The sequence below is a fragment of the Aquimarina algiphila genome (assembly GCF_007489275.1).
GTDB lineage: Bacteria > Bacteroidota > Bacteroidia > Flavobacteriales > Flavobacteriaceae > Aquimarina > Aquimarina algiphila.
On record NZ_VLNR01000007.1, the window covers coordinates 22,743 to 42,117 of the forward strand.

Annotated in this window: 17 protein-coding genes; 15 read left to right on the top strand and 2 right to left on the bottom strand. The window is 31.2% G+C overall.

Going from position 1 to position 19,375, the window contains the following annotated elements; translation table 11 throughout:
• Positions 1-135 precede the first annotated feature (135 nt).
• The 8 genes from FOF46_RS04730 to FOF46_RS04765 all read left to right on the top strand — a co-directional run bounded on the left by FOF46_RS04730 (position 136) and on the right by FOF46_RS04765 (position 8,491).
• Positions 136-399, top strand: a complete 264-nt coding sequence (locus FOF46_RS04730; protein ID WP_143915644.1) for a hypothetical protein — start codon at positions 136-138, stop codon at positions 397-399.
• A gap of 85 nt (positions 400-484) precedes the next feature.
• Complete coding sequence (locus FOF46_RS04735) at positions 485-754, top strand: hypothetical protein (RefSeq protein WP_143915645.1); 270 nt, start codon at positions 485-487, stop codon at positions 752-754.
• A gap of 117 nt (positions 755-871) precedes the next feature.
• Positions 872-1,033 carry a hypothetical protein gene (locus tag FOF46_RS31365; protein WP_167571746.1) on the top strand — a complete coding sequence of 54 codons (162 nt, stop codon included), beginning with the start codon at positions 872-874 and terminating at the stop codon, positions 1,031-1,033.
• A 283-nt stretch (positions 1,034-1,316) separates the two neighbouring features.
• Positions 1,317-1,844: an FKBP-type peptidyl-prolyl cis-trans isomerase gene (locus FOF46_RS04740; protein ID WP_167571747.1), complete on the top strand. Its 528-nt coding sequence runs from the start codon at positions 1,317-1,319 to the stop codon at positions 1,842-1,844.
• Positions 1,845-2,987: 1,143 nt separating this feature from the next.
• Complete coding sequence (locus FOF46_RS04750) at positions 2,988-4,556, top strand: T9SS type A sorting domain-containing protein (protein WP_143915648.1); 1,569 nt, start codon at positions 2,988-2,990, stop codon at positions 4,554-4,556.
• 23 nt (positions 4,557-4,579) lie between these two features.
• The gene (locus FOF46_RS04755; protein WP_143915649.1) at positions 4,580-6,979 is read left to right on the top strand and encodes a hypothetical protein; all 2,400 of its coding nucleotides are present in this window, start codon (positions 4,580-4,582) and stop codon (positions 6,977-6,979) included.
• Positions 6,980-6,998: 19 nt separating this feature from the next.
• Positions 6,999-7,784: a hypothetical protein gene (locus FOF46_RS04760; protein ID WP_160113999.1), complete on the top strand. Its 786-nt coding sequence runs from the start codon at positions 6,999-7,001 to the stop codon at positions 7,782-7,784.
• A gap of 26 nt (positions 7,785-7,810) precedes the next feature.
• Positions 7,811-8,491 carry a hypothetical protein gene (locus FOF46_RS04765; RefSeq protein WP_143915650.1) on the top strand — a complete coding sequence of 227 codons (681 nt, stop codon included), beginning with the start codon at positions 7,811-7,813 and terminating at the stop codon, positions 8,489-8,491.
• A gap of 291 nt (positions 8,492-8,782) precedes the next feature.
• Here the strand turns inward: FOF46_RS04765 and FOF46_RS04770 are convergent, their stop codons facing one another.
• On the bottom strand, positions 8,783-12,793 hold the full coding sequence (locus FOF46_RS04770; protein WP_143915651.1) for a DUF6923 family protein: 4,011 nt from the start codon (positions 12,791-12,793) through the stop codon (positions 8,783-8,785).
• Between the two features lie 300 nt (positions 12,794-13,093).
• On the opposite strand from FOF46_RS04770, the gene FOF46_RS04775 reads away from it, so the two are divergent.
• From FOF46_RS04775 to FOF46_RS04805, 7 genes are read left to right on the top strand one after another with little or no spacing between them, the layout of a single operon-like run.
• Positions 13,094-13,660 carry a LemA family protein gene (locus FOF46_RS04775; protein ID WP_235010876.1) on the top strand — a complete coding sequence of 189 codons (567 nt, stop codon included), beginning with the start codon at positions 13,094-13,096 and terminating at the stop codon, positions 13,658-13,660.
• Positions 13,661-14,812: a glycosyltransferase family 4 protein gene (locus tag FOF46_RS04780; protein ID WP_143915652.1), complete on the top strand. Its 1,152-nt coding sequence runs from the start codon at positions 13,661-13,663 to the stop codon at positions 14,810-14,812.
• 1 nt (position 14,813) lies between these two features.
• A complete protein-coding gene (locus FOF46_RS04785; RefSeq protein ID WP_143915653.1) occupies positions 14,814-15,743 on the top strand; it encodes a hypothetical protein in 930 nt (309 codons plus the stop codon).
• A gap of 6 nt (positions 15,744-15,749) precedes the next feature.
• Positions 15,750-16,136, top strand: coding sequence for a hypothetical protein (locus FOF46_RS04790; RefSeq protein ID WP_109433959.1), 387 nt, complete (start codon positions 15,750-15,752; stop codon positions 16,134-16,136).
• On the top strand, positions 16,137-17,240 hold the full coding sequence (locus tag FOF46_RS04795; RefSeq protein WP_143915654.1) for a glycosyltransferase family 4 protein: 1,104 nt from the start codon (positions 16,137-16,139) through the stop codon (positions 17,238-17,240).
• Positions 17,237-17,854, top strand: a complete 618-nt coding sequence (locus tag FOF46_RS04800; RefSeq protein WP_143915655.1) for a hypothetical protein — start codon at positions 17,237-17,239, stop codon at positions 17,852-17,854. The genes FOF46_RS04795 and FOF46_RS04800 overlap by 4 nt, the downstream gene beginning before the upstream one ends.
• Positions 17,851-18,657 carry a hypothetical protein gene (locus FOF46_RS04805; protein WP_143915656.1) on the top strand — a complete coding sequence of 269 codons (807 nt, stop codon included), beginning with the start codon at positions 17,851-17,853 and terminating at the stop codon, positions 18,655-18,657. Before FOF46_RS04800 ends, FOF46_RS04805 begins: the two co-directional genes overlap by 4 nt.
• Here the strand turns inward: FOF46_RS04805 and FOF46_RS04810 are convergent.
• Positions 18,652-19,368: a LytR/AlgR family response regulator transcription factor gene (locus tag FOF46_RS04810; RefSeq protein WP_109433955.1), complete on the bottom strand. Its 717-nt coding sequence runs from the start codon at positions 19,366-19,368 to the stop codon at positions 18,652-18,654. The genes FOF46_RS04805 and FOF46_RS04810 overlap by 6 nt on opposite strands.
• Positions 19,369-19,375 lie beyond the last annotated feature (7 nt).

Genomic DNA, 19,375 nt, shown 5'->3' on the forward strand with positions numbered 1-19,375 from the left:
TTTTTGTTACATACTTTATAAGAAATACAAATATATGAAAACAACATCAACAATTTACCAATTCCTAATCATTCGATCAGTCCATAAATCTATAATAACAAAAAGATCAAAAAACATATTTTTTGAAATATGGTAATGAAAGATCGTAATCCTATAAGTAGTTTATTATCAAGACTATTAAAAAAATCACTTACAACCGAAGAATTACAAATAATAGCTACCCAATATAATGTTCATTACAATACAATCATCAATATAAGAGATCGTAGAAAAAAAAATCCGGACAAATCTATATTGAAATCTATGATAAAAATTGCAATAAGTGTCCAAGAGAAACAAATTAAAGATAAAACAGAATTGATAATTCTTTTAGAACAAGAATTGGAAAAGATAGTATAGATTGAATTTGATTAAAACCTTACTTCATCCCATATAAACATTAAGCACATCAATTAAAAATTAATAACCCTAAAAAATAAATAATATGAAAACTATTTTAGAGTCTACTTTAGAAGGAATGCAACCAAAGATTTTTGAACAAGAAATTTTGAAGATTTTATCTATACAACCTTGGCACTTTAATAGTTGTGTAAATAAATATGGAGGATATGCACTTTTATTAAAAAATTGGATTCATGAATGTTACAAAGAAGGATACACTACTCACGAAATAGCACAAAATATTCGTAGTTCACCATTATCATTAGAAGGCATTAAGAAAGGTAAGCCTTTAACTCTCAAATTATCAGCATAAAACTATAATTATGATTAAGAAAAGGAAAAACAGGAGTAATTGTTATATCAACTAAAGTTGAGTTTGTGTACATAGTCCCCTTAATTGCTCCTGTATCCTTTTTGATATTGTTTTTTTATGCTCCCAGATCAAATAAATAGTATTCCTCCAGAAATACTTTTCGATATGCTTCGAGAATTAGATATGGATATTGGAGAATTTATGTATCAACTCCTAAACGATAACCCTAAAGCAATAATGATTTATGCCAGAATATACATAGAATACAATACTAGTTAAGTTTTCCCCATAATCTTAACTCAAGCTCTAAATCGAATAAAACCTGCTTATGCTTTTTTAAACATAAAAGAACATTTTAGATACCAGTTTAGAAAAGCAATACAGATTTCTGTAATGCTTTCATTTAATGTTGTCCTAATTTCGCAAAATGATTTATCGTTCACAAAAAAATGATAAAGACTTGAAACTTTAACATTGTCATTTTACAGAATCCCGAAAAATGAAACTGATGTGCTGTAATATTGCAATGAAAAACAACTCATAATAACCTAAACAAATGACAATGAAAAAAATGCTCTTATTACTTAGTTTGTTAGTCGCATTTACCGCATGCGTAACTAACGACGATAAACCACCTTTTAACGAACCTGACCCACCAAACTATGAATATACTCAAGAGGAAAAAGATGCTGAAATTCTTAGAATTGAAGAATATATAAAACAGTTTGACTTGAAGGATATTATAAAAGCCGAGTCAGGATTATTTTATCGTATCGACGAGCAAGGTGACGGTTTGTTTATAGAAGAAGGAGACACTGTAATATTTCATTTTAAAACAACAAACTTAGAAACTAATGAAGTTCTTGGAGAGTCTAATATGGAAAATAACAACTATGGTCAATCATTTAATTTTGATGGATTATTACCAGGAGTAAAAGAAGGCTTGCAACTTATACAAGAGAGAGGTAAAATAACAATGTTAGTTCCTGCACATTTAGCTTATGGTAAGTACCCCGTATCTTTTACAGGCATAGAACCTGAAACAAACTTAATGTTTGAAATGCAACTTAATATTGTTTTAAAACCATAATAACTCTACAAACATACTAAAAATGAAAAAAACACTAATAGCAATCAGCCTACTAGCATTGTCCTACTCATGTAGCTCTGATAATGACTCAGAATTATCATTTGTCGAACAAGTAGAGCAACAACGACAAATAACAGAATCAGAAAGAAAACAACGAGTAGTTATCCAGAAATATTTATCAGATAATTCTTTAACCGCCAAAGANATTACAAATCATGGTAATGGTCAAAAATTAACAACTAACTCTATTATAAAATTTAGTAGTAAAATGTATTCCTTGGATGGAGAACTTAACAACAACCCTATAATATTATTTGATAAAATTGCACATCTTAATAGTGCAATACAGGAAGGGCTTTTATTGTTAAAGACTGGTGGTTCTGCAACTTTAATTATGCCATCTACCCTACACAGAAGGCAAGAGAGTTTATTAAAAAACAAGCCTGCAATTTTTGAAATAGAAATATTAGAGTTATTAAACTAAATAACAATTATAAGAATGCACAATACTCTCTTTTTAATTAAAATAGNTGCAACTTTAATTATGCCATCTACCCTACACAGAAGGCAAGAGAGTTTATTAAAAAACAAGCCTGCAATTTTTGAAATAGAAATATTAGAGTTATTAAACTAAATAACAATTATAAGAATGCACAATACTCTCTTTTTAATTAAAATAGGAAAAAAAGCCACAGATGGCGACCCTAAAGCAATATTTCTTATAACTATGAATTAACATCACCATTATTACAGAATCCCGAAAAATGAAACTGGTACATCTTAATATTGCAATGAATAACAACACAAAATAATAACAAATAAAAATCCAACTTATGAAAACGATACCCTATTACACTCATTAGAAGAATCACATAATAAATCATAACATAGAAAAAAACAATAAGAGTATAGCGCTGTATTCAAGTTGTTGATCATAAAGGAGTTTCTCCTTTAATAGGCCTTATCATGACTTTAGGTCTGATGTTACCCCAATATAAAAATAATGCAAGTTCGATATAAGGTATTTGTAAAATCAAGGCTTAATGTTTGGTTTGAATACTTTATGTCACACTGAGCCCTTCGACAAGCTCAGGACAGGCATTGTCGAAGTGTAATTAATAACCATTTTTAAATTATTACAAAATGAACAAATCCATTATATGGGGCTTGCTATGTCTTGCCTTAACCTATGTGCAACCCACATTTGCACAACTCACAAAAACCGAATGCGATCAAAAAGCTGAAACTATAATAGAGTTAAAAAACAGCTTTAAAGATTTTCCTATTCCATTTATTGACGAATTAATTAGTTTTATTACTCCATGTGCTGAAAGTGGCTACGGTAGGCTTAGCCCCGCATCTGCATATGCCGCAGGATTACTTCACCTTAGAAGAGGGGGGTATACTACTTTTCCTGGAGGTAGCGTTCAAGAAACATCATATTTACACTTTTTTAGGGCGTCTTATTATAAATATCCCCCAGCAATGTTGGATCACGGCATTAATCTATTAACTAAGGGATATAGAGGAAGGCATTCTATTGCTTATGGAACTATAGCTAATAACCTTGAAGCCTTAGTTGCTCAAGATTATAAAAAAGATATAGCGCATTATATCCTAGGGTACCTTTATTTAAAAAACCTGGTATCTAATGAGGATTTTACCAATGCTACTTTGGTTGCTAAAGCAAAAACAAATTTTGAAGCTAGTAATCACCCAATGGCAAAACATTGGTTGGCGATCATGTATTATTTTGGATATGGTGCACCTCAAAATAAGGCACTGGCAATACAAATGCTTACCGATAATAACATTCTTAATAGTACTACTTTAATAGAAACACTACAAAATCAAAATAATGATTGGATTCCCATCTCGGCAGAGGAACGTTTGGCTTCTTTGGATAATTATGCTTCAAATAATAAAGAAATTACAATTGTAGGAAATGGAACAACTACTTTTAAAGGGCATTTTATAGTATATGATTGGACTGCCGCAGGAGTAAAGCAATATGTCCCCGTTACCTTATCGATAACCGAAAGAGAAGATCATGGTACATATAAAAATGTTAGTTACGAACTTATAATGAATGGAGAAACGGTGGTAAAAAATGCTCGTTATGCACAGGTTAATACTTCCGTTAATGAATTTTATAGCGGTTTTGGTTCAAGCTTAACTCTTAAACTCCCACCACTAAAAAATGTACTGCAAGATCATCCTACTAAAAACACAATAATTCATAGTCTTACAGGTCTATATTTTAAACAAGCTACCGTTGATGGAAAAGAAGCGCTAATAGTAAAAACACCTTCTGCAAGTCAAATTGTAGAGTTTAATGAAGAAATACATACGCCTATACGAATGGTTTTATATCCCGAAACTCCAACTCCTCCAACAGCAATAACCACTATTGCAGAAACAGACATAAAAACATCAACACCTTTAGAACTGGATAAAAACTTTGCAACTATAGCACCTAATCCTATCGGCAATCAATTTGAGATCACCTATTCTTTAGATAAAGAAGCAGAAGTGCAGATTTCTATTTATGATTTATTCGGACAACAACGTTTGAGCTTACCTAGTCAAAACAACTCGAATAGTAGCTTACAATCTACAACTATAGATAGTAGTGCTCTACCTAGTGGTACATACATTGTGCAAATGAGGATAAACGGGCAGTATTTTACTAAAACTGTAATTAAAGAATAAGCTAACCATACAAGATAATAATTATGAAATTTATATATAAAATATTAGTATTAGGTATGGTCTGCCTAATATCAAACGCTACATACGCACAAATAGAACAATATTCAGATGACGGTACAGAAAGTTGTCTCGATTGTGAAGAAAAAAGTAGTGAAACTAGTGGCTGCCTTTGTACTCAATTATTTCATTTTAATGCCTTTAATCTTGCCATACCCATAAATAACACAAAAGAAGAATGGTTGCGTGGTCAGGAAGGCTTGTTAAAAACAGCTATGAGTGGCTTACCCACTGAAAGTTTTACAGATGTTCAAAGGAACTATTTTAAACGTGTTGAAACCAATCAACTTGCCTTAAATTATGTCTCTAGATTATCAGCGAGTATAGCTTCAATAGAAAACTATAATGAGGCGACATTACAAACTTCTACTGCTGCTGTAAGTATATTAGATATCAGAAAAAGAAATGGTAATTATGGAGACTTAAAATTTCGCAACAGATATCTTAAAGACATAACAGACAATGAAGTGAATTCTTTGTATAGCGAGCAGTTAGGGGTTAGAAATAGTCAACGCGAGGCAGCGAATAGATTTGGTGTTCGTAATAGTCGTTTATTGCGTATGCAATCTGACGGATACATATCTAACTTTTTGGCAGGTAGTCTTGTTGTACATTATAATCATTTAGATTATGAACCTGCTATTCGTTTTATGACTACCTATATGATTCGTAATGCAACAGGGGTTGATGATGCACCAAAAAATTTAACAGATTTTGAAGGGAATCCACTTGTTTTTTTTAATGAAGCTGACGATTATAGTTTAACGGCAGAAGGCACTGAATCACAAAACTTACAGACACTTTTTGCAAGAACAGGCGCAAGCGCACAACCAACACAAGTAGGCTATTCTCCTCCTGTCTTTGGAAACACACCTTCGGACGATGAAGTATTGTTTAATTATGCAATAAATGGTTTTGACAACAATAACTTGCTTAATTTTTTTAACAGTCAACCTGATATAAGAAAAAGAGTTAAAGATTATTTAGGATATCAAGGTTATAAAGAAAACTCTTTAAATTTGTCAGAGAGCTTATTAAATGCGGTTAATGCGGACACTCCTTTTCCTCATGCTAATTATACATATAATTCTGTAACACCTGTTAATTTTCAAACAGCATCAAACCAAGATCTCGCTTTTAATATCAAAAGAAGCTTAACATCTAATAGAGAATATTATGGTTTAGCAAAAATGCTTGAGGCTTTAGATCAAGCAAACGTTAAACCTAATTTGGTAGGTCAATTTATACAAGAAATGGCTTCTGATAATGGTATCAATATGCAAGGTGTACTTAGTTATGAAGAAACGGCTTTATTATTTGATTTTCTCATAGAAGAACAATATTTCACATTACGAGAAGCTACATATTGGTTAAACTTTAAAGGAAACATAGGAAGTGTTTTATGGGCAAATGGTTTAAGTTTCCCGTCAATGTTACAAATCCCTTATGCGGTTGAGGGAGCTTTAGCACTTGCCAGAGGTGAAACTTTTGACTTTGCTTTTAGAAAGAAAGTGTATGATATTGCTCAAGCACTTACTTTAAATCCTGCGCAACAAAACGAGTTGATTAATATGCCAACTGAAACTGGCTTAATTTTTGATTATTTAGATGCAAATAACTTTTCAGCAAATAGTATAGCTTTTGCAAATGAGGCAAGAATTGCATATTTGGCAGGGGAGTTTGTAGATTTGGATTTACAAATAGTAAGTGATGGATTAACGGGTAAAGCAAAATGCTTACATGAATTTCTTGCAGAAAAAGGGAGTAGTTTTATTAAAAATATTATGGCTAATTTTGAAGGGAATTCAAGATTTGGAATTAAAATTGTTTCAAAACCGACAGTGCCGGGTAATGATGGAAATAAGGTAGGCGGAAGAACTTTTGCTCCAAAAGATGGAATAATTGTAATTGAAATAAGCACAGAAAGTGTAGCATCTCGTTCAGCATTAAGTGCTGCAAGAACAATAATACATGAATATATACACGCAGATATGTATAGAAAAATCGAAGATACATCAATACACGACCAACAAGATGTTTCTGATTTTCTTTCAATTTATTATGATTTTGACAACACTAAATTTGAGCCAAAACCACAACATCAAACAATGGCAAAATTATATGTTAATCAAATTGCAAACACCCTAAAGGAATTTCATAAAAACGTATTAGTTGGCGATTATAATTATCTAACTAATAATGGAACAATTTCTTTGGATGATTTTTATCAAGGTTTAGCTTGGAGTGGTTTAAGAAATCACAATGTACAAGCGTGGATTGATTTAGGAGCTGTAGAACAACAAAAATTAATAGACGCTACTCAAGAGTATTTTCATGCTACAACCAAGACTTGTCCTACAAATTAGTAACTTAAAACCTATAGATATGAAAACAATTCAGATAGTAACGGTAATCACATTTTTATTCTTTTCAAATTTTTTGTTCTCTTGTGATTGTGAGCCACCGCGCCTTATTAATCGATTCATTTTTAGTGATTTTGTAGCTAGTGCGAAAATTTTGAAGGTGACAAAAGACAATAAATCAAATGATTATCATAACATTGAAGTTGAAATACTTGACTTGTATAAAGGAAAAAATACCACTTCTTTAAGAATATTTAGTGCATTAGGTTCTTCTTGTTCCTTTTTAACTCCGGAAAATTCTACATGGTTAATTTTTGCAGATTACAATAAAAAAGGACAGCTTGTTTTTAATTATTGTTCTGGAGCGCAACAAATTGATCAAAGATTTAATAAAGAGATGTTCCCAAATGCACATGAAAATCATAAACGCTCTATAGAGTTACAAACACAAGTTTTACATTATCTCAAAAATCAAAAGCTCAATCTCAAGAATGAATATAATTTAAAAGTAGGCGTTAGTTCTGAATGTTTAAAACAATTTAGAGGCGTACAAATTAAAAATGATAGATTTGCTCTTTACGAAGTAACAATTAACAAAGACTTGTCTATAGAAAAAGTCCATTCAATAAAGAATTTTGATAATTTAGAAATTCAAGAACAATTAATGAAATGTCTGGAGGATAATGTAAAAGTATATAATTATAGGTCGATATTGAAAATTCCAAAAAAGACAAAAATAATACTGCCGCTTTATTTTTATCCACCAGAAAAAAGCCATCCCGGTTTTATATCCAATTTTGACTTGTAGTTTTAAAAGCAGGAAAATAATAAAAAATGAAAGACTCGCAAAATCAGCTGCAAGAGGGGAAAAATGCCCTTAAATGTTTAGTGTTTTTAACTTTGTTGTCGTTTACATCGTTTTCTCAAAATTTAAAGGGAACGTATTGCATGAATTTTAAAGGACAAAAAGTTGATAATTGTATTACTTTTTTAGAAAATAATAAATTCATATACAAAGGGCATTGTCGATTTGGCGATGTTGGCTCTGATTATGGAGTTGGTCATTATGAAATCAATAAAAATTCATTACGATTACACTTTGATTTAACAAAAGAAAGTTACGGAAATTATCACAATATAGAACGAAAAAAAAACACTTCTGACTCTATATATGTTAGTATTAAGGTAGTTAATAAGGAGAATGAAGTAATTCCTAGTACGAATATTGACTTAGGTAGTGGAGTTGTTAAAACAGTAGGAGTTGATGGTGTCGTTAATTTTAAAGTTAAAAAGTCTCTTGTGCCAAAAAAATGCAATGTGTATGTTATTGGATATGAACAGTATGATTTTTATCTTAACTATAACGCTGATTATAATATTGTTGTAAACTTAAACACATCTCATGGATGCAATATCATTGATGAATTGTGGAGTTATAAGATTATAGAAAAAGATGATAAAATTATTCTTAAAAGAAACAATAAAGAATTTAGACCAACAATCAGGTCTAAATAATAGAATAAATCATAAACTAAGCCTTGATTTCAGGGCTTAGTTTTAACACTTTACATCTATGAAATTAACAACCAAGACTTGCCTCTAGCTCCGCAAAGTCTCCCGACTTCGCGGAGTTTTATTGTTGATGTATGCTACAAAGTCAGGAGACTTCGTAGAACTTGGTTTTAGGCTAAAATGGTATTTTATGAAAAATCCTATTTTTAATAAAAAGATAATGGGATTAAAAAAATAACGAGAATAATCATAAGACTATTCTCGCTATTACCCAAATCTGAAACCAACCTGATATTAGTATCGTATTAAAAAATTACCTTTATATCTTTCTTTATTGTTACCTCTTATAGTATAATAGTATACTCCGGGAATAAGATCTCTGGTCTCAAAAGTTATTGTGTTTTGATTAGGAACTATACGTTCTTGTCTAACGGTTCTTCCTATAATATCAATAACTGTCATTTCTAATTCATTATGTACACCTGGTACTGTGATCGTAGTTTGAGTACTAAATGGGTTAGGATAATTCATTAATCTGATGGTCTCAGGTTGTTCATCCATTACTTGTGCCACTTCATCATTTTCATCATCTCCGGCATCTGGAGTTTCTGGATCAATTTCTGGACTTATACTTTTGGTACTTGTAAAGGCTAAATCAGAAACTTCTACATGAAATGGTGCAAAGTTTTGATAATCTCCCTGTATAGAGAATACTACACTTCTTACTTTTTGAAAAGTTTCATTTTCTTTACTACCATTGGTAAAGTCAGAGAACGAGATTGTATGCGTCTTTTTTTCTGAAGCTGCATAAATTTTGTATCTAAGTCTATTATTCCAGTTGGTAAGGCCTTCTGTTACCAATATCACTTCGACATCTTTATCATTAAACATTTCGAATTGCAGCGCGTCATAATCAGATATATCTAATGTAAGTTCACCAGCTAAAATATTTCTGAATAGGTTTAATGTTTCTTTTACATTACCCTTTACAATACTATTACGCTCTACGATATATGTATTCTCTTTGGTTTCTTTATCATGTTCTATTACTTCAAAAGTATCAATAGTAACCCCTTGTTGTAAGTAGTCGATACCCCATGGTCCATCGGCCAAATACAATGCATCTAATTGTGGAGAGTTTTCTCCTGTAATCGAGAATCCTATATCAAACAGATATCCTGTATCTATAGTTACCTGCTCGTGATACGCTCCAGATAATGTGATTGTTTTTGTAATGTTTTCTTCTGGGGATTGTTCTGTTTTTCTTACGTTTCCATTAAAATTGATATGGTTTGAACCATGTTTGTTAATAATATTTAACGTCAATTTACCATTAGTGTAAGATCCTTTTTCTACAAATACGGTTGGTACTCGATGACTCACTTTATGACTTCTTAATGGTTTGTCTGTTGTAAACGAATTTAAGATATGATTGGCTATATTGGCTACCTGTGATACTGATCCTCCCCATACCTGGAAGTTTGTATAATCGCCTTCAGGATAGTTTCCGATGTTCCATAAGCTATAGATTTCATTTTCAGAATCACCTTTCTTGATAGAGAACGTCAAGGCATATTCAATTTCTCCAGTAGCTCTTTCAATTCTAGTACTTACGATGGTATGATTTTTTATTTTTACCGTTCGTACATCTAATAATTTAGAACCATTTAATCGATCACATATCGTTTTTGAATGATCATAAATAGAACCCTTTGTTGAGGTAGCTAATGCTGCTGCTACTCTTTTACTTCCTTTGTAATAATCTACAGAGAAAATTGCATTTGCGTTGGTGATAGAAATTAGATCTTCTGGGCTAGATACATACGTAGTTTCTGTGCCAAATATTCCTGTTTTTGGGAAATATATACTTAAATCATCCTTGTTACCAGATGTATATGATTTTTTTCCTGGTTGAAATCTTTTTTGTGATTTTTTAGTATTAAAAATTGAATTTGTCTTTGTTCTTGTAAAGTTACGTTTTGCAATTAGGTTTGCTAAATCTCCGTTACTTTCTAACCCACCATCATTAGCAGAAGTTACATCAGTAGCAGTATCAATATCAACATAATTATCGGTAACTATGGCAGTGTATGGACTAGCTGTGATATAGAATAATGCATCATTAAAATCCTGATCGCAAGAAGCATAATCTCTTCTGATATCTTCAAAACCTAATATGATTCTTTCATTTTCTGGATCAGATAATAATACATTGTGATATCTTAATTCTGGATCGGTTTCTGGATTATAATCAGGATTAGAATGTAATTGCCAGTTTCCTGTTCCTACACAACCATCAGACCAAGCATTGGCTAGTAATACCCACCCTATTCCTGTGTTAGGAGGAAAGCTTCCAATATTTACTTTATCACCAACTTCTAATCCGCCTCCACTTCCAACAGCAGATACATTAGGGAAAATAATAGTAATATCTTCTGGGACAGGCATAGATGGTGATGGATTATTAATGTCATAGGTATAGAAACCTAAAGTGTTTTTATATCCTGCTCCTTCTCCTACAAAAGTTACCCAAATATCAGCTTGTTCTTGAACAACAACATCGGTATCATAGCCTGAAGAAATATAATGTGGATTAAAATCTGGTACAGGGTATCCTTCTGGTAAAGCATCATTAATCATATCTATAGTTTCCTGACTCACTACGTCTTTTTCGTCAAAGTATAATGGGGTACCATCAGAAGAAAAATCTCCTAAGTAATTATATCGGTCACAAATTTCAGGAATTGGGAAACTGTTTGGGCTTTGTCCTCCATTTTCAGGAGCAAAACTACTTTTTCTTAAGTCAAAACTATCATCTAACCCATCATTATCGTTATCTATTCCAGAAGCGGTTGTTTCTGCCACTCCATCACCATCACTATCATAAGCTTCTGTGCTGTCTAAAATACCGTTATTATCAGAATCAGTATCCAAATGATCATACCCATCTGTACCATCTGTATTTACCGTTCCGTTTGTTGTTCCGCCAAAATCAGTATCAAAAGCATCATCTAACCCATCTTTATCCTCATCAATATTAGAAAGACCAATGTATGCATTACTTTCTTGTCCTTCTATAATATCTACAATTCCATCATTATCAGAATCAATATCATAACAATCATAGATGTTGTCGTTATCTGTATCTAAAGGAATAAAAGTAGTACCTGTTTGATCAGGATCAAAAGAATTAGCTATACCGTCATTATCTGTATCCTGAAAATTAGTGTCAGATCCATTATAAATTCCGTCGTTATTAGTGTCTTTATCTCCTTGACCAGCTTCTACAATATCATAGATCCCATCATTATCTGAATCAATATCTAAGAAATCTGGATTGCCATCACCATCTCTATCAAAGGCGTCTTGTACCACATTGTCTCCATTACCACTTATATCGTTATCCAAATAGTTATACATATCATCACCGTCATCATCTCCATAAGGATCTAGTCCGTTGCATTCTATGGTGTTAGCTATACCGTCACCATCACAATCTGCATCCATAGAATCCAAAATACCATCTTGATCTTTGTCTAAAGGAGAGATGCCACTAGCACATTTAAATCCGTCATTAGAATTTGTAGTTTCTGTAAGGTTAAGTAACGTAGCTGTTGGGGTGTTACCCTCATAATCATTTATTAAGTATAACCCGCCATTATTATCAGATAAGTATAATCTGTTGTTAGCATCTGCATAGGCAGCACCAAAAGTACCTCTTGGAAGATTACTAACAGTCTTACTAGAAAATACAGGTGTACCAGATGAAAGATCCCATTTGTATAGCTTTCCTCTACTACCTCCATAAATGTTTCCGTTAATAAATGCAATATCCGCACATGTACTGGGAGAGGCTACATCAGCCTCGATCACCTCAAATACCGGAGATGAAGAACCATTGTAATCTTTTAGGTTTGTTATTTTATGAAATGATTTTTTATTATTGTTCTGAAAAACCCAAAGATTACCATCTGTATCTACATCTGCTGCATATCCTCCTCCAAAAGCTGTAGTTCCTGACGGTGTTACTGCACCCAAGTCGATAACCATATCTTTGGCGATTCTTAAAAGGTGTTTATCACTATTTTTAATAGCATATAAATAATTATCTACTACATTATATCCTCCTGCATTATAGGAGGAATAGGTATGTAAAGCATCAGAATATGAACCTGTGATAGGATCATAAGCTTTCATTACACCAGAAATAACCTGATAGAAATTACCTTCGTTACAATCAAAAGGCTGTTGAGCAAAGCCCAATGCTCCAAAACATAAAATCAAAAGAGTAATAATTTTTTTCATAGCGGTATAGTTTAAGTTTTCAGATGGTTAAAATTAATCTATACTTGTGCCTGATCATGGAGTTATTCGATCAGAGGTAATTTACTGTAGGTGAATGGATTTTGTATCAGGTTGTATCTGTCTATAGTATTATTGTACAGATTGATAAGAGTATTGTTTCAGATTATTTTTATACTATTCTGAGACCATTATATAATCATCTGTCAATATTTATTTCTATTTTTAACAAATCATGAAAAAAATGACGATCTATATAGTATGGTCAATTTAAATTTTTTATGACTAAATTTTGTTTTAGCTATGAGTGGAATTATGATTATTGTTTTTATTGTTTTAGGTGGTGTTATCCTGTTGTTTTTGGCAGGGATTTCTATTTATAATAGTTTAGTTACTAAAAAGAACCTTATGGAAGAAGGATGGAGTAGTATTGATGTTTTTCTAAAAAAAAGAAATGACTTAATACCTAATTTGATGGAAACCGTTAAAGGGTATGCAAGTCATGAAAAAGAGCTTTTTGAAAACGTTACTGCGTCGAGAAACTTAGTTCAGAATGCTAATACGGTATCTGATCAGGGTAACGCAGAAAATGCACTAAAAAATTCTATGATGAATCTTTTTGCAATTGCAGAAAATTATCCAGAATTAAAAGCAAATCAGAATTTTATCGAAATGCAAAATGAATTAAGTGCTATTGAAGAAGAGATTGAGATGGCTCGTCGATATTATAACGGTACCGTAAAAGAGAATAATATAGCAATAGAAAGTTTTCCTTCTAATATTATTTCAAATATGTTCAACTTTAATAAGGGAACTTTTTTTGAAATCAAGGAAACATCACAGCGAGAGCCAACAAAAGTATCTTTTTAGATGATGTTAAATGTTTATGCTGCTTATGATGTATTTCCTAGTTCTAAAGGATCATCTACACATATAAAAGAAATGATATCTGAGTTATCGACACATGGGGATGAACTTAGATTATTATGTCTAAGGGGAAATGATAAGCTTCCCGCAGTACAAAAGCACGAAAATATCTTAATCAAGAGGTACTATTCTAATGAAAGATTAAATTATTTAGAAAAAGCCTCTCTGTTCTCTGAAGAAATATTTTTAGAAATTGAAAGAAATAAAAATAATATAGAAATAGCCCATTTCAGAGATATATGGAGTGGTATGGGAATCATAGCTCATAAAAATATCAAGTCAGTTTTTGAAGTTAATGCACTTACTTCAATAGAATTGCCTTATCGATACCCCAATCTTACAGATGATTTTCTAAGTAAACTTAGGTTTTTAGAACAAAAATGTCTCGCAAATTCAGATGTCATTATTACACCTTCATATACAACAAAAAAGCTGTTAGTGTCTGAGTATAATGTTCTTGAAGATAAGATTAAAGTGATTCCTAACGGAGCATATATTCCTGAGTCTTTTGAAAGACCAAATGACGCTCCAGATAACTATATCATTTATTTTGGAGCTTTACAACGATGGCAGGGAATAGAAGTGCTTTTAAAAGCGATGACTTTTTTACAGGACTACGAAGATTTAAAATTAGTGATTTGCTCATCTGTAAAAGAAAAAGCGTTTAAACCATTACAAAAACTAATAGAAAAATTAGAAATTAACGAACGCGTTATAGTAAAGTCAAAATTACAAAGAGAAGAACTTTATAATTATATACATTTCGCAAAATTATCAATAGCCCCTTTAAAAGCATGCAATAGAAATATTATTCAAGGCTGTAATCCTTTAAAAATATTAGAATCTATGGCTTGCGGAACTACGATTGTAGCATCAGATTTACCTGTAGTAAGAGAACTTGTATCTGACAAAGAAGCGATGTTAGTAGAACCAGACAGGGAGTTAGATCTAGCTCGATGTATCCGTTTTTTACTGGATACTCCAGAAGAGCGTATAGCTTTGTCAGATAGAGCATTAAAGAAAATGAAAGAGGAGTTTACCTGGCAAATACAAGTAAAAAAGTTAAACCAAGTGTATGAGGATTTAAGAAATTAATATGAATAAACAAGGATCTGTTTTAACTGCCGAACAATTTAGTGGAGCTCCTATAGAAAGAGCACATTTACATAGGGGCTTTACATCAAAAAAGACACCATTAAAATGGATTCGTTTTTTTAGAGCTTGTGTATTACAAAGAGAACATGCAAATAATAAAAAGAAAAAAGAAATTAAAAAAATATGGATTGGGGCAGTATCATTAATTGTTCTTGGGTTTATAATTAATTATTTTTATTATTTTCCCGTAGTCATATTGATTATAGCAAGCATAGGTGGTGGAATACTACTTACTGTAAATGTTAATAGTAAGTTTAGGAAAAAATATACAGACGGGTTTGATTTTTTTTCAGATTATTTTTCTGCTTTTTTTACATTAATAGAAGAGGATTTACAACCTCAATCCAGAATTTCGTTAGAAGCTAATGTAAAAAACACAATGCAATCCACAAATTTGGTAAAACAAGAAAAACATGAGGCAAACACTTCTGGGTTCATTTCGGGAAGTAATTATTATTATGAAAAAGAGATTAGTAAGGGATCTTGCTTTTTAAGTGACGGATGCATGCTTTCCTTTAATTTTACAGAACGATTAAGAAATCGTATTATTACCAAAAGAGGGAGTGTAAGTGGTAAACGAAAAACAAAACGGAAGTATAAATCGGTATATCCTTTTGTATTAAAAATGAAAATTCCAAAAACGAAATATATACTTAAAAAAGAGGTGGATAAGTCTAATATACAGTTAGCAGAAGACACAAACTTTTATATTGTTAAAACCACTAGAAAATTTGATATTAAAAATGAACACCCAGAAAAATATCAACCGTATTCATCAAGCTCTATAGAGATGTTTTCTTCTGATTATTTTGCTTTAGAATTAATTAATTTGATAAACGTAAGTTATAGTTGTGTAACTCCAAGAGTGTAAACCTATATGGAAGAAAGAAAAAATTGCGAAGAGACTATCGGATTATTTGTTTTGCGAGCATGTGATACAACAATGGTTCATAATTGTAAAAGATGTGATAAACCCATATGTAATATTCATGCATTTAAGCCTTTAGAGAATACTAATGCAGAGATAGGAGCACAAAACTTATGTTTAACGTGTTTTACAGAGCAAGACACAAGATTAACCAAAGATATTGAGTTATACTCGAAAGACCGATATGTGTGGCGTAGAAAAATGATAGAACGTTTTCATAAAGAATATGAGTATATGACCTTTATTGCAGAGGATTATGGAGGACTATTTATGGTTGATGACTATTATGATAATTATGATGATACCGATGATGGAACTTCTTATTTTGATAGCTAAATGAGCCTTCTTTTTATTACTCAACATTATCACCCTAGCAAAGGAGGGATGGCAGAATCTTGCGATCGATTAATTCGTAATTTCAGAAAGCATAAGGTAGATGTTCACGTCATTCACTTTACAAATAGAAGAAAAAAGTTTTACACAGAAGCTGCTGTACAAGGAAGTTATTCTGCGGTGCCAGTTTATAATTCAGAAGAGTTTACGCTTAATCTAGCTTCTCAATTTATAGAAGGATTATCCATATTAAGTGATATAAAATATGTTGTTGCGTTTGGTGGACATCTGCCTATTGTTTTAGGACCAATTATTTCAAAATGGATAGATAAACCATTAATTACTCTAATTAGAGGTAATGATTTTGATGAAGCAATTTTTTCTAAGAGACGCGAAGCTTTGTTATATACATTAAAACAATCTAAATTTATTTTCACAGTTACCGATGAGAAAAGAGATAAAATTGTTAAACTAATACAACATCCAAATGTGTATTTTACGCATAATGGGATTAATTGTAAACTATGGGAACCTGGTAATAGTCAATTAATACAGATTGATGCATTAAAAAAGAATTCTGAGGAAAGAAAACGAATTGTTATCGTTGGACAATTAAAAGCCAAAAAGGGGATATTAGAATTTTCAACTACTTTTTCTTCTTTTAGTAATAAAGAAGAATATGAAATTTGGATGGTTGGTGATATAGAAGAGTCTGTCAAGGAATACATTAATCAACTCGATATTAAAGTATGTTTTTTTTCATTTGTAAATAAAAATGAATTAATAATCTTTTATCATGCGGCAGATATTATTTTAATCCCTTCTTTTTATGATGGAATGCCAAATGTATTATTAGAAGCGGGAGCTTCAAAAAATGTGGTTATTGCCTCAAGAGTTGGAGGCATAAAAGATGTAATCGAGCATGAAAAAGATGGCTTTTTATTTAATCCATTACAACCTTCGAGTCTTCTAGAAGTGCTCATGAAAGTACATAAATTAGATTCAGAAGCAAAAGCTGAAATTTCTAATCGTTTATTTAACAAAATAAACAATGAATATACCGAAGAAAAAGAGATCATAAATTATTTAACTAAACTGCAATTATGAAAAAGATATATACTGTAGCATTACTTTGCTTATTGTTAATCGCAAGTAGCTGTAAAACAAATACCGAAAATAATGCATCAAAAGAGACCGAAGCAAACCATGTTGTAGAAACAACTAATGTTGATGCTCAAATGGTTATTTCGACAGCAACAGGAGAAAAAATAGGAGGATTTACTCTGGATCCCTTAACGATTTATGCAGGAGGAAATAAGCATACAAGCAAGAACAAACCTGATAAGCATAAGTTTTATACCAACGGGTCAATGGTGTATGAAGTTAAGTTTAAAAGTGAAGGTTTTAAATTAAGAGATAAAAATTCAGAGTTATTATGGAAAATTAAAATATATCCAGATAAAATTAAGATATCAAACAATGAAGAAAATGAAAATGCTTTTGAAATCAAGAGATACGAAGATAAAATCAAAATAAAGCGTAATGAAGAAGAACTGTACGCTATCCAATTAGGTTCTTCCTCGGTTATTATCAATGATGAAGCGCTATACCAATTGTCTTCTGATCAAGATAGCTATGCATACGCCATTTTAGCTATAAAAGAAATCCCAGAAGATCAAAAAATATTCATTCTTGCAGAATTGTTGTCACAGCTACAATGATCTTATTTTATGTATATGGATCTGGATTAGGACACCTTAATAGAATACTTAGTTATATCAAGATTAGAAAAATAAAACTTTCATCTTGTATTATTCTAACCAATTCGCAGCATAAAAAATTTCTTCCGCAAGAAATAAAAATGATGTGTTATCCAGATTCTTTTTTTAAGGATCATGAGTTGTTTTTTAGTACACTTATTCGATGTATTGAAAAGTATGCTATCTATGAACTTGTAGTTGATGTTTTTCCATGTGGTTTTTATGGAGAACTTAGTATTCTAGATAGAGTTAATGTAAAAAAAACAATAGTAACTCGTATTCTTAAAACATCTTATTTTGATAAATATAGTTGTCCTCATTATGACGATTTAATTTTACTAGAAAAGGGAATTGAGCTTGATTATTATAAGTATTCAAATCTAATATACCTATCTATTCAGGAAGGTTTTGAGTATTCAAAACAAAAACTACCATTAAAAGAACCATTCTTTTTTATTATTCATTCTGAACCTAAAGAAGAAGTGATTCAATTGTATAAACTGGCGCAGTTATATCAAAAAAACAATGAACATATTTATATTCAAACATTCAGTAAAATAACTGAATTTGATGAAAAAGATGTGACTTTTATTTTTTCTGAAAAACCAATTCTACCTTTACTTGAACGTTCTGTAAAATTTTTTACAGCTTGTGGATTTAATACTTTTTTTGCAACACAAGACTATCGTCAAAAACAACATTTTTTACCCTTTAAAAGAAGGTTTGACGATCAATTTAAAAGAAAAAAATACAATCCATTATAACAAGTTTAATCTTCTCATGAGTTCAGGTCGATTTGATCGACTTACTGGGATTACATCTTTAGCAATAAGGACACTATTATCTTCTATATCAATGATTTTTTTGATATTGATAATGTAGGAACGATGTACTTTTAAAAAAAGGTCATCAGGTAATTTTTCTTCAATCTTTTTTAATGTAGAATGAACCGTATAATTCTGTTTTTCAGTTTTAATTAGGATATAATCTCCTTTTGCCTCAATTACATTAATAGTGGGAATATTAATTTTAATTAATCTTCTATCGATATTAATATAGAGTTCATTTTCTTCAGAAGTAGGGTTTAAAGAAGACTCCGTTTTTGTTTCAACTTTTGCCGAAACAGTAGCGTTTTCAGCTTTTTGAATTGCTTTAAGAAAACGAGGTAACGTTATTGGTTTTACCAAATAATCTACAATACAGTCATATTCAAAAGCTTCTAGAGCAAAATTCTTGTCAGAGGTCGTTAAAATAATTTTTGGAGGGTTTTTTAGTGTATCAATAAAATCAAAACCGGTAAAATCAGGCATGTGGATATCCAGAAATATAAGATCAACTTCTTCTTTATTTAAAAATTTTATAGCCTGAATTGCATTAGGAAAATCCTGAATTACATGTAATTCATCAACTTGCGAACAAAGTTGTTGAATAATAGCTCTTGCAGTTTCTTCATCATCAATAATAATACAATTCATATGATTT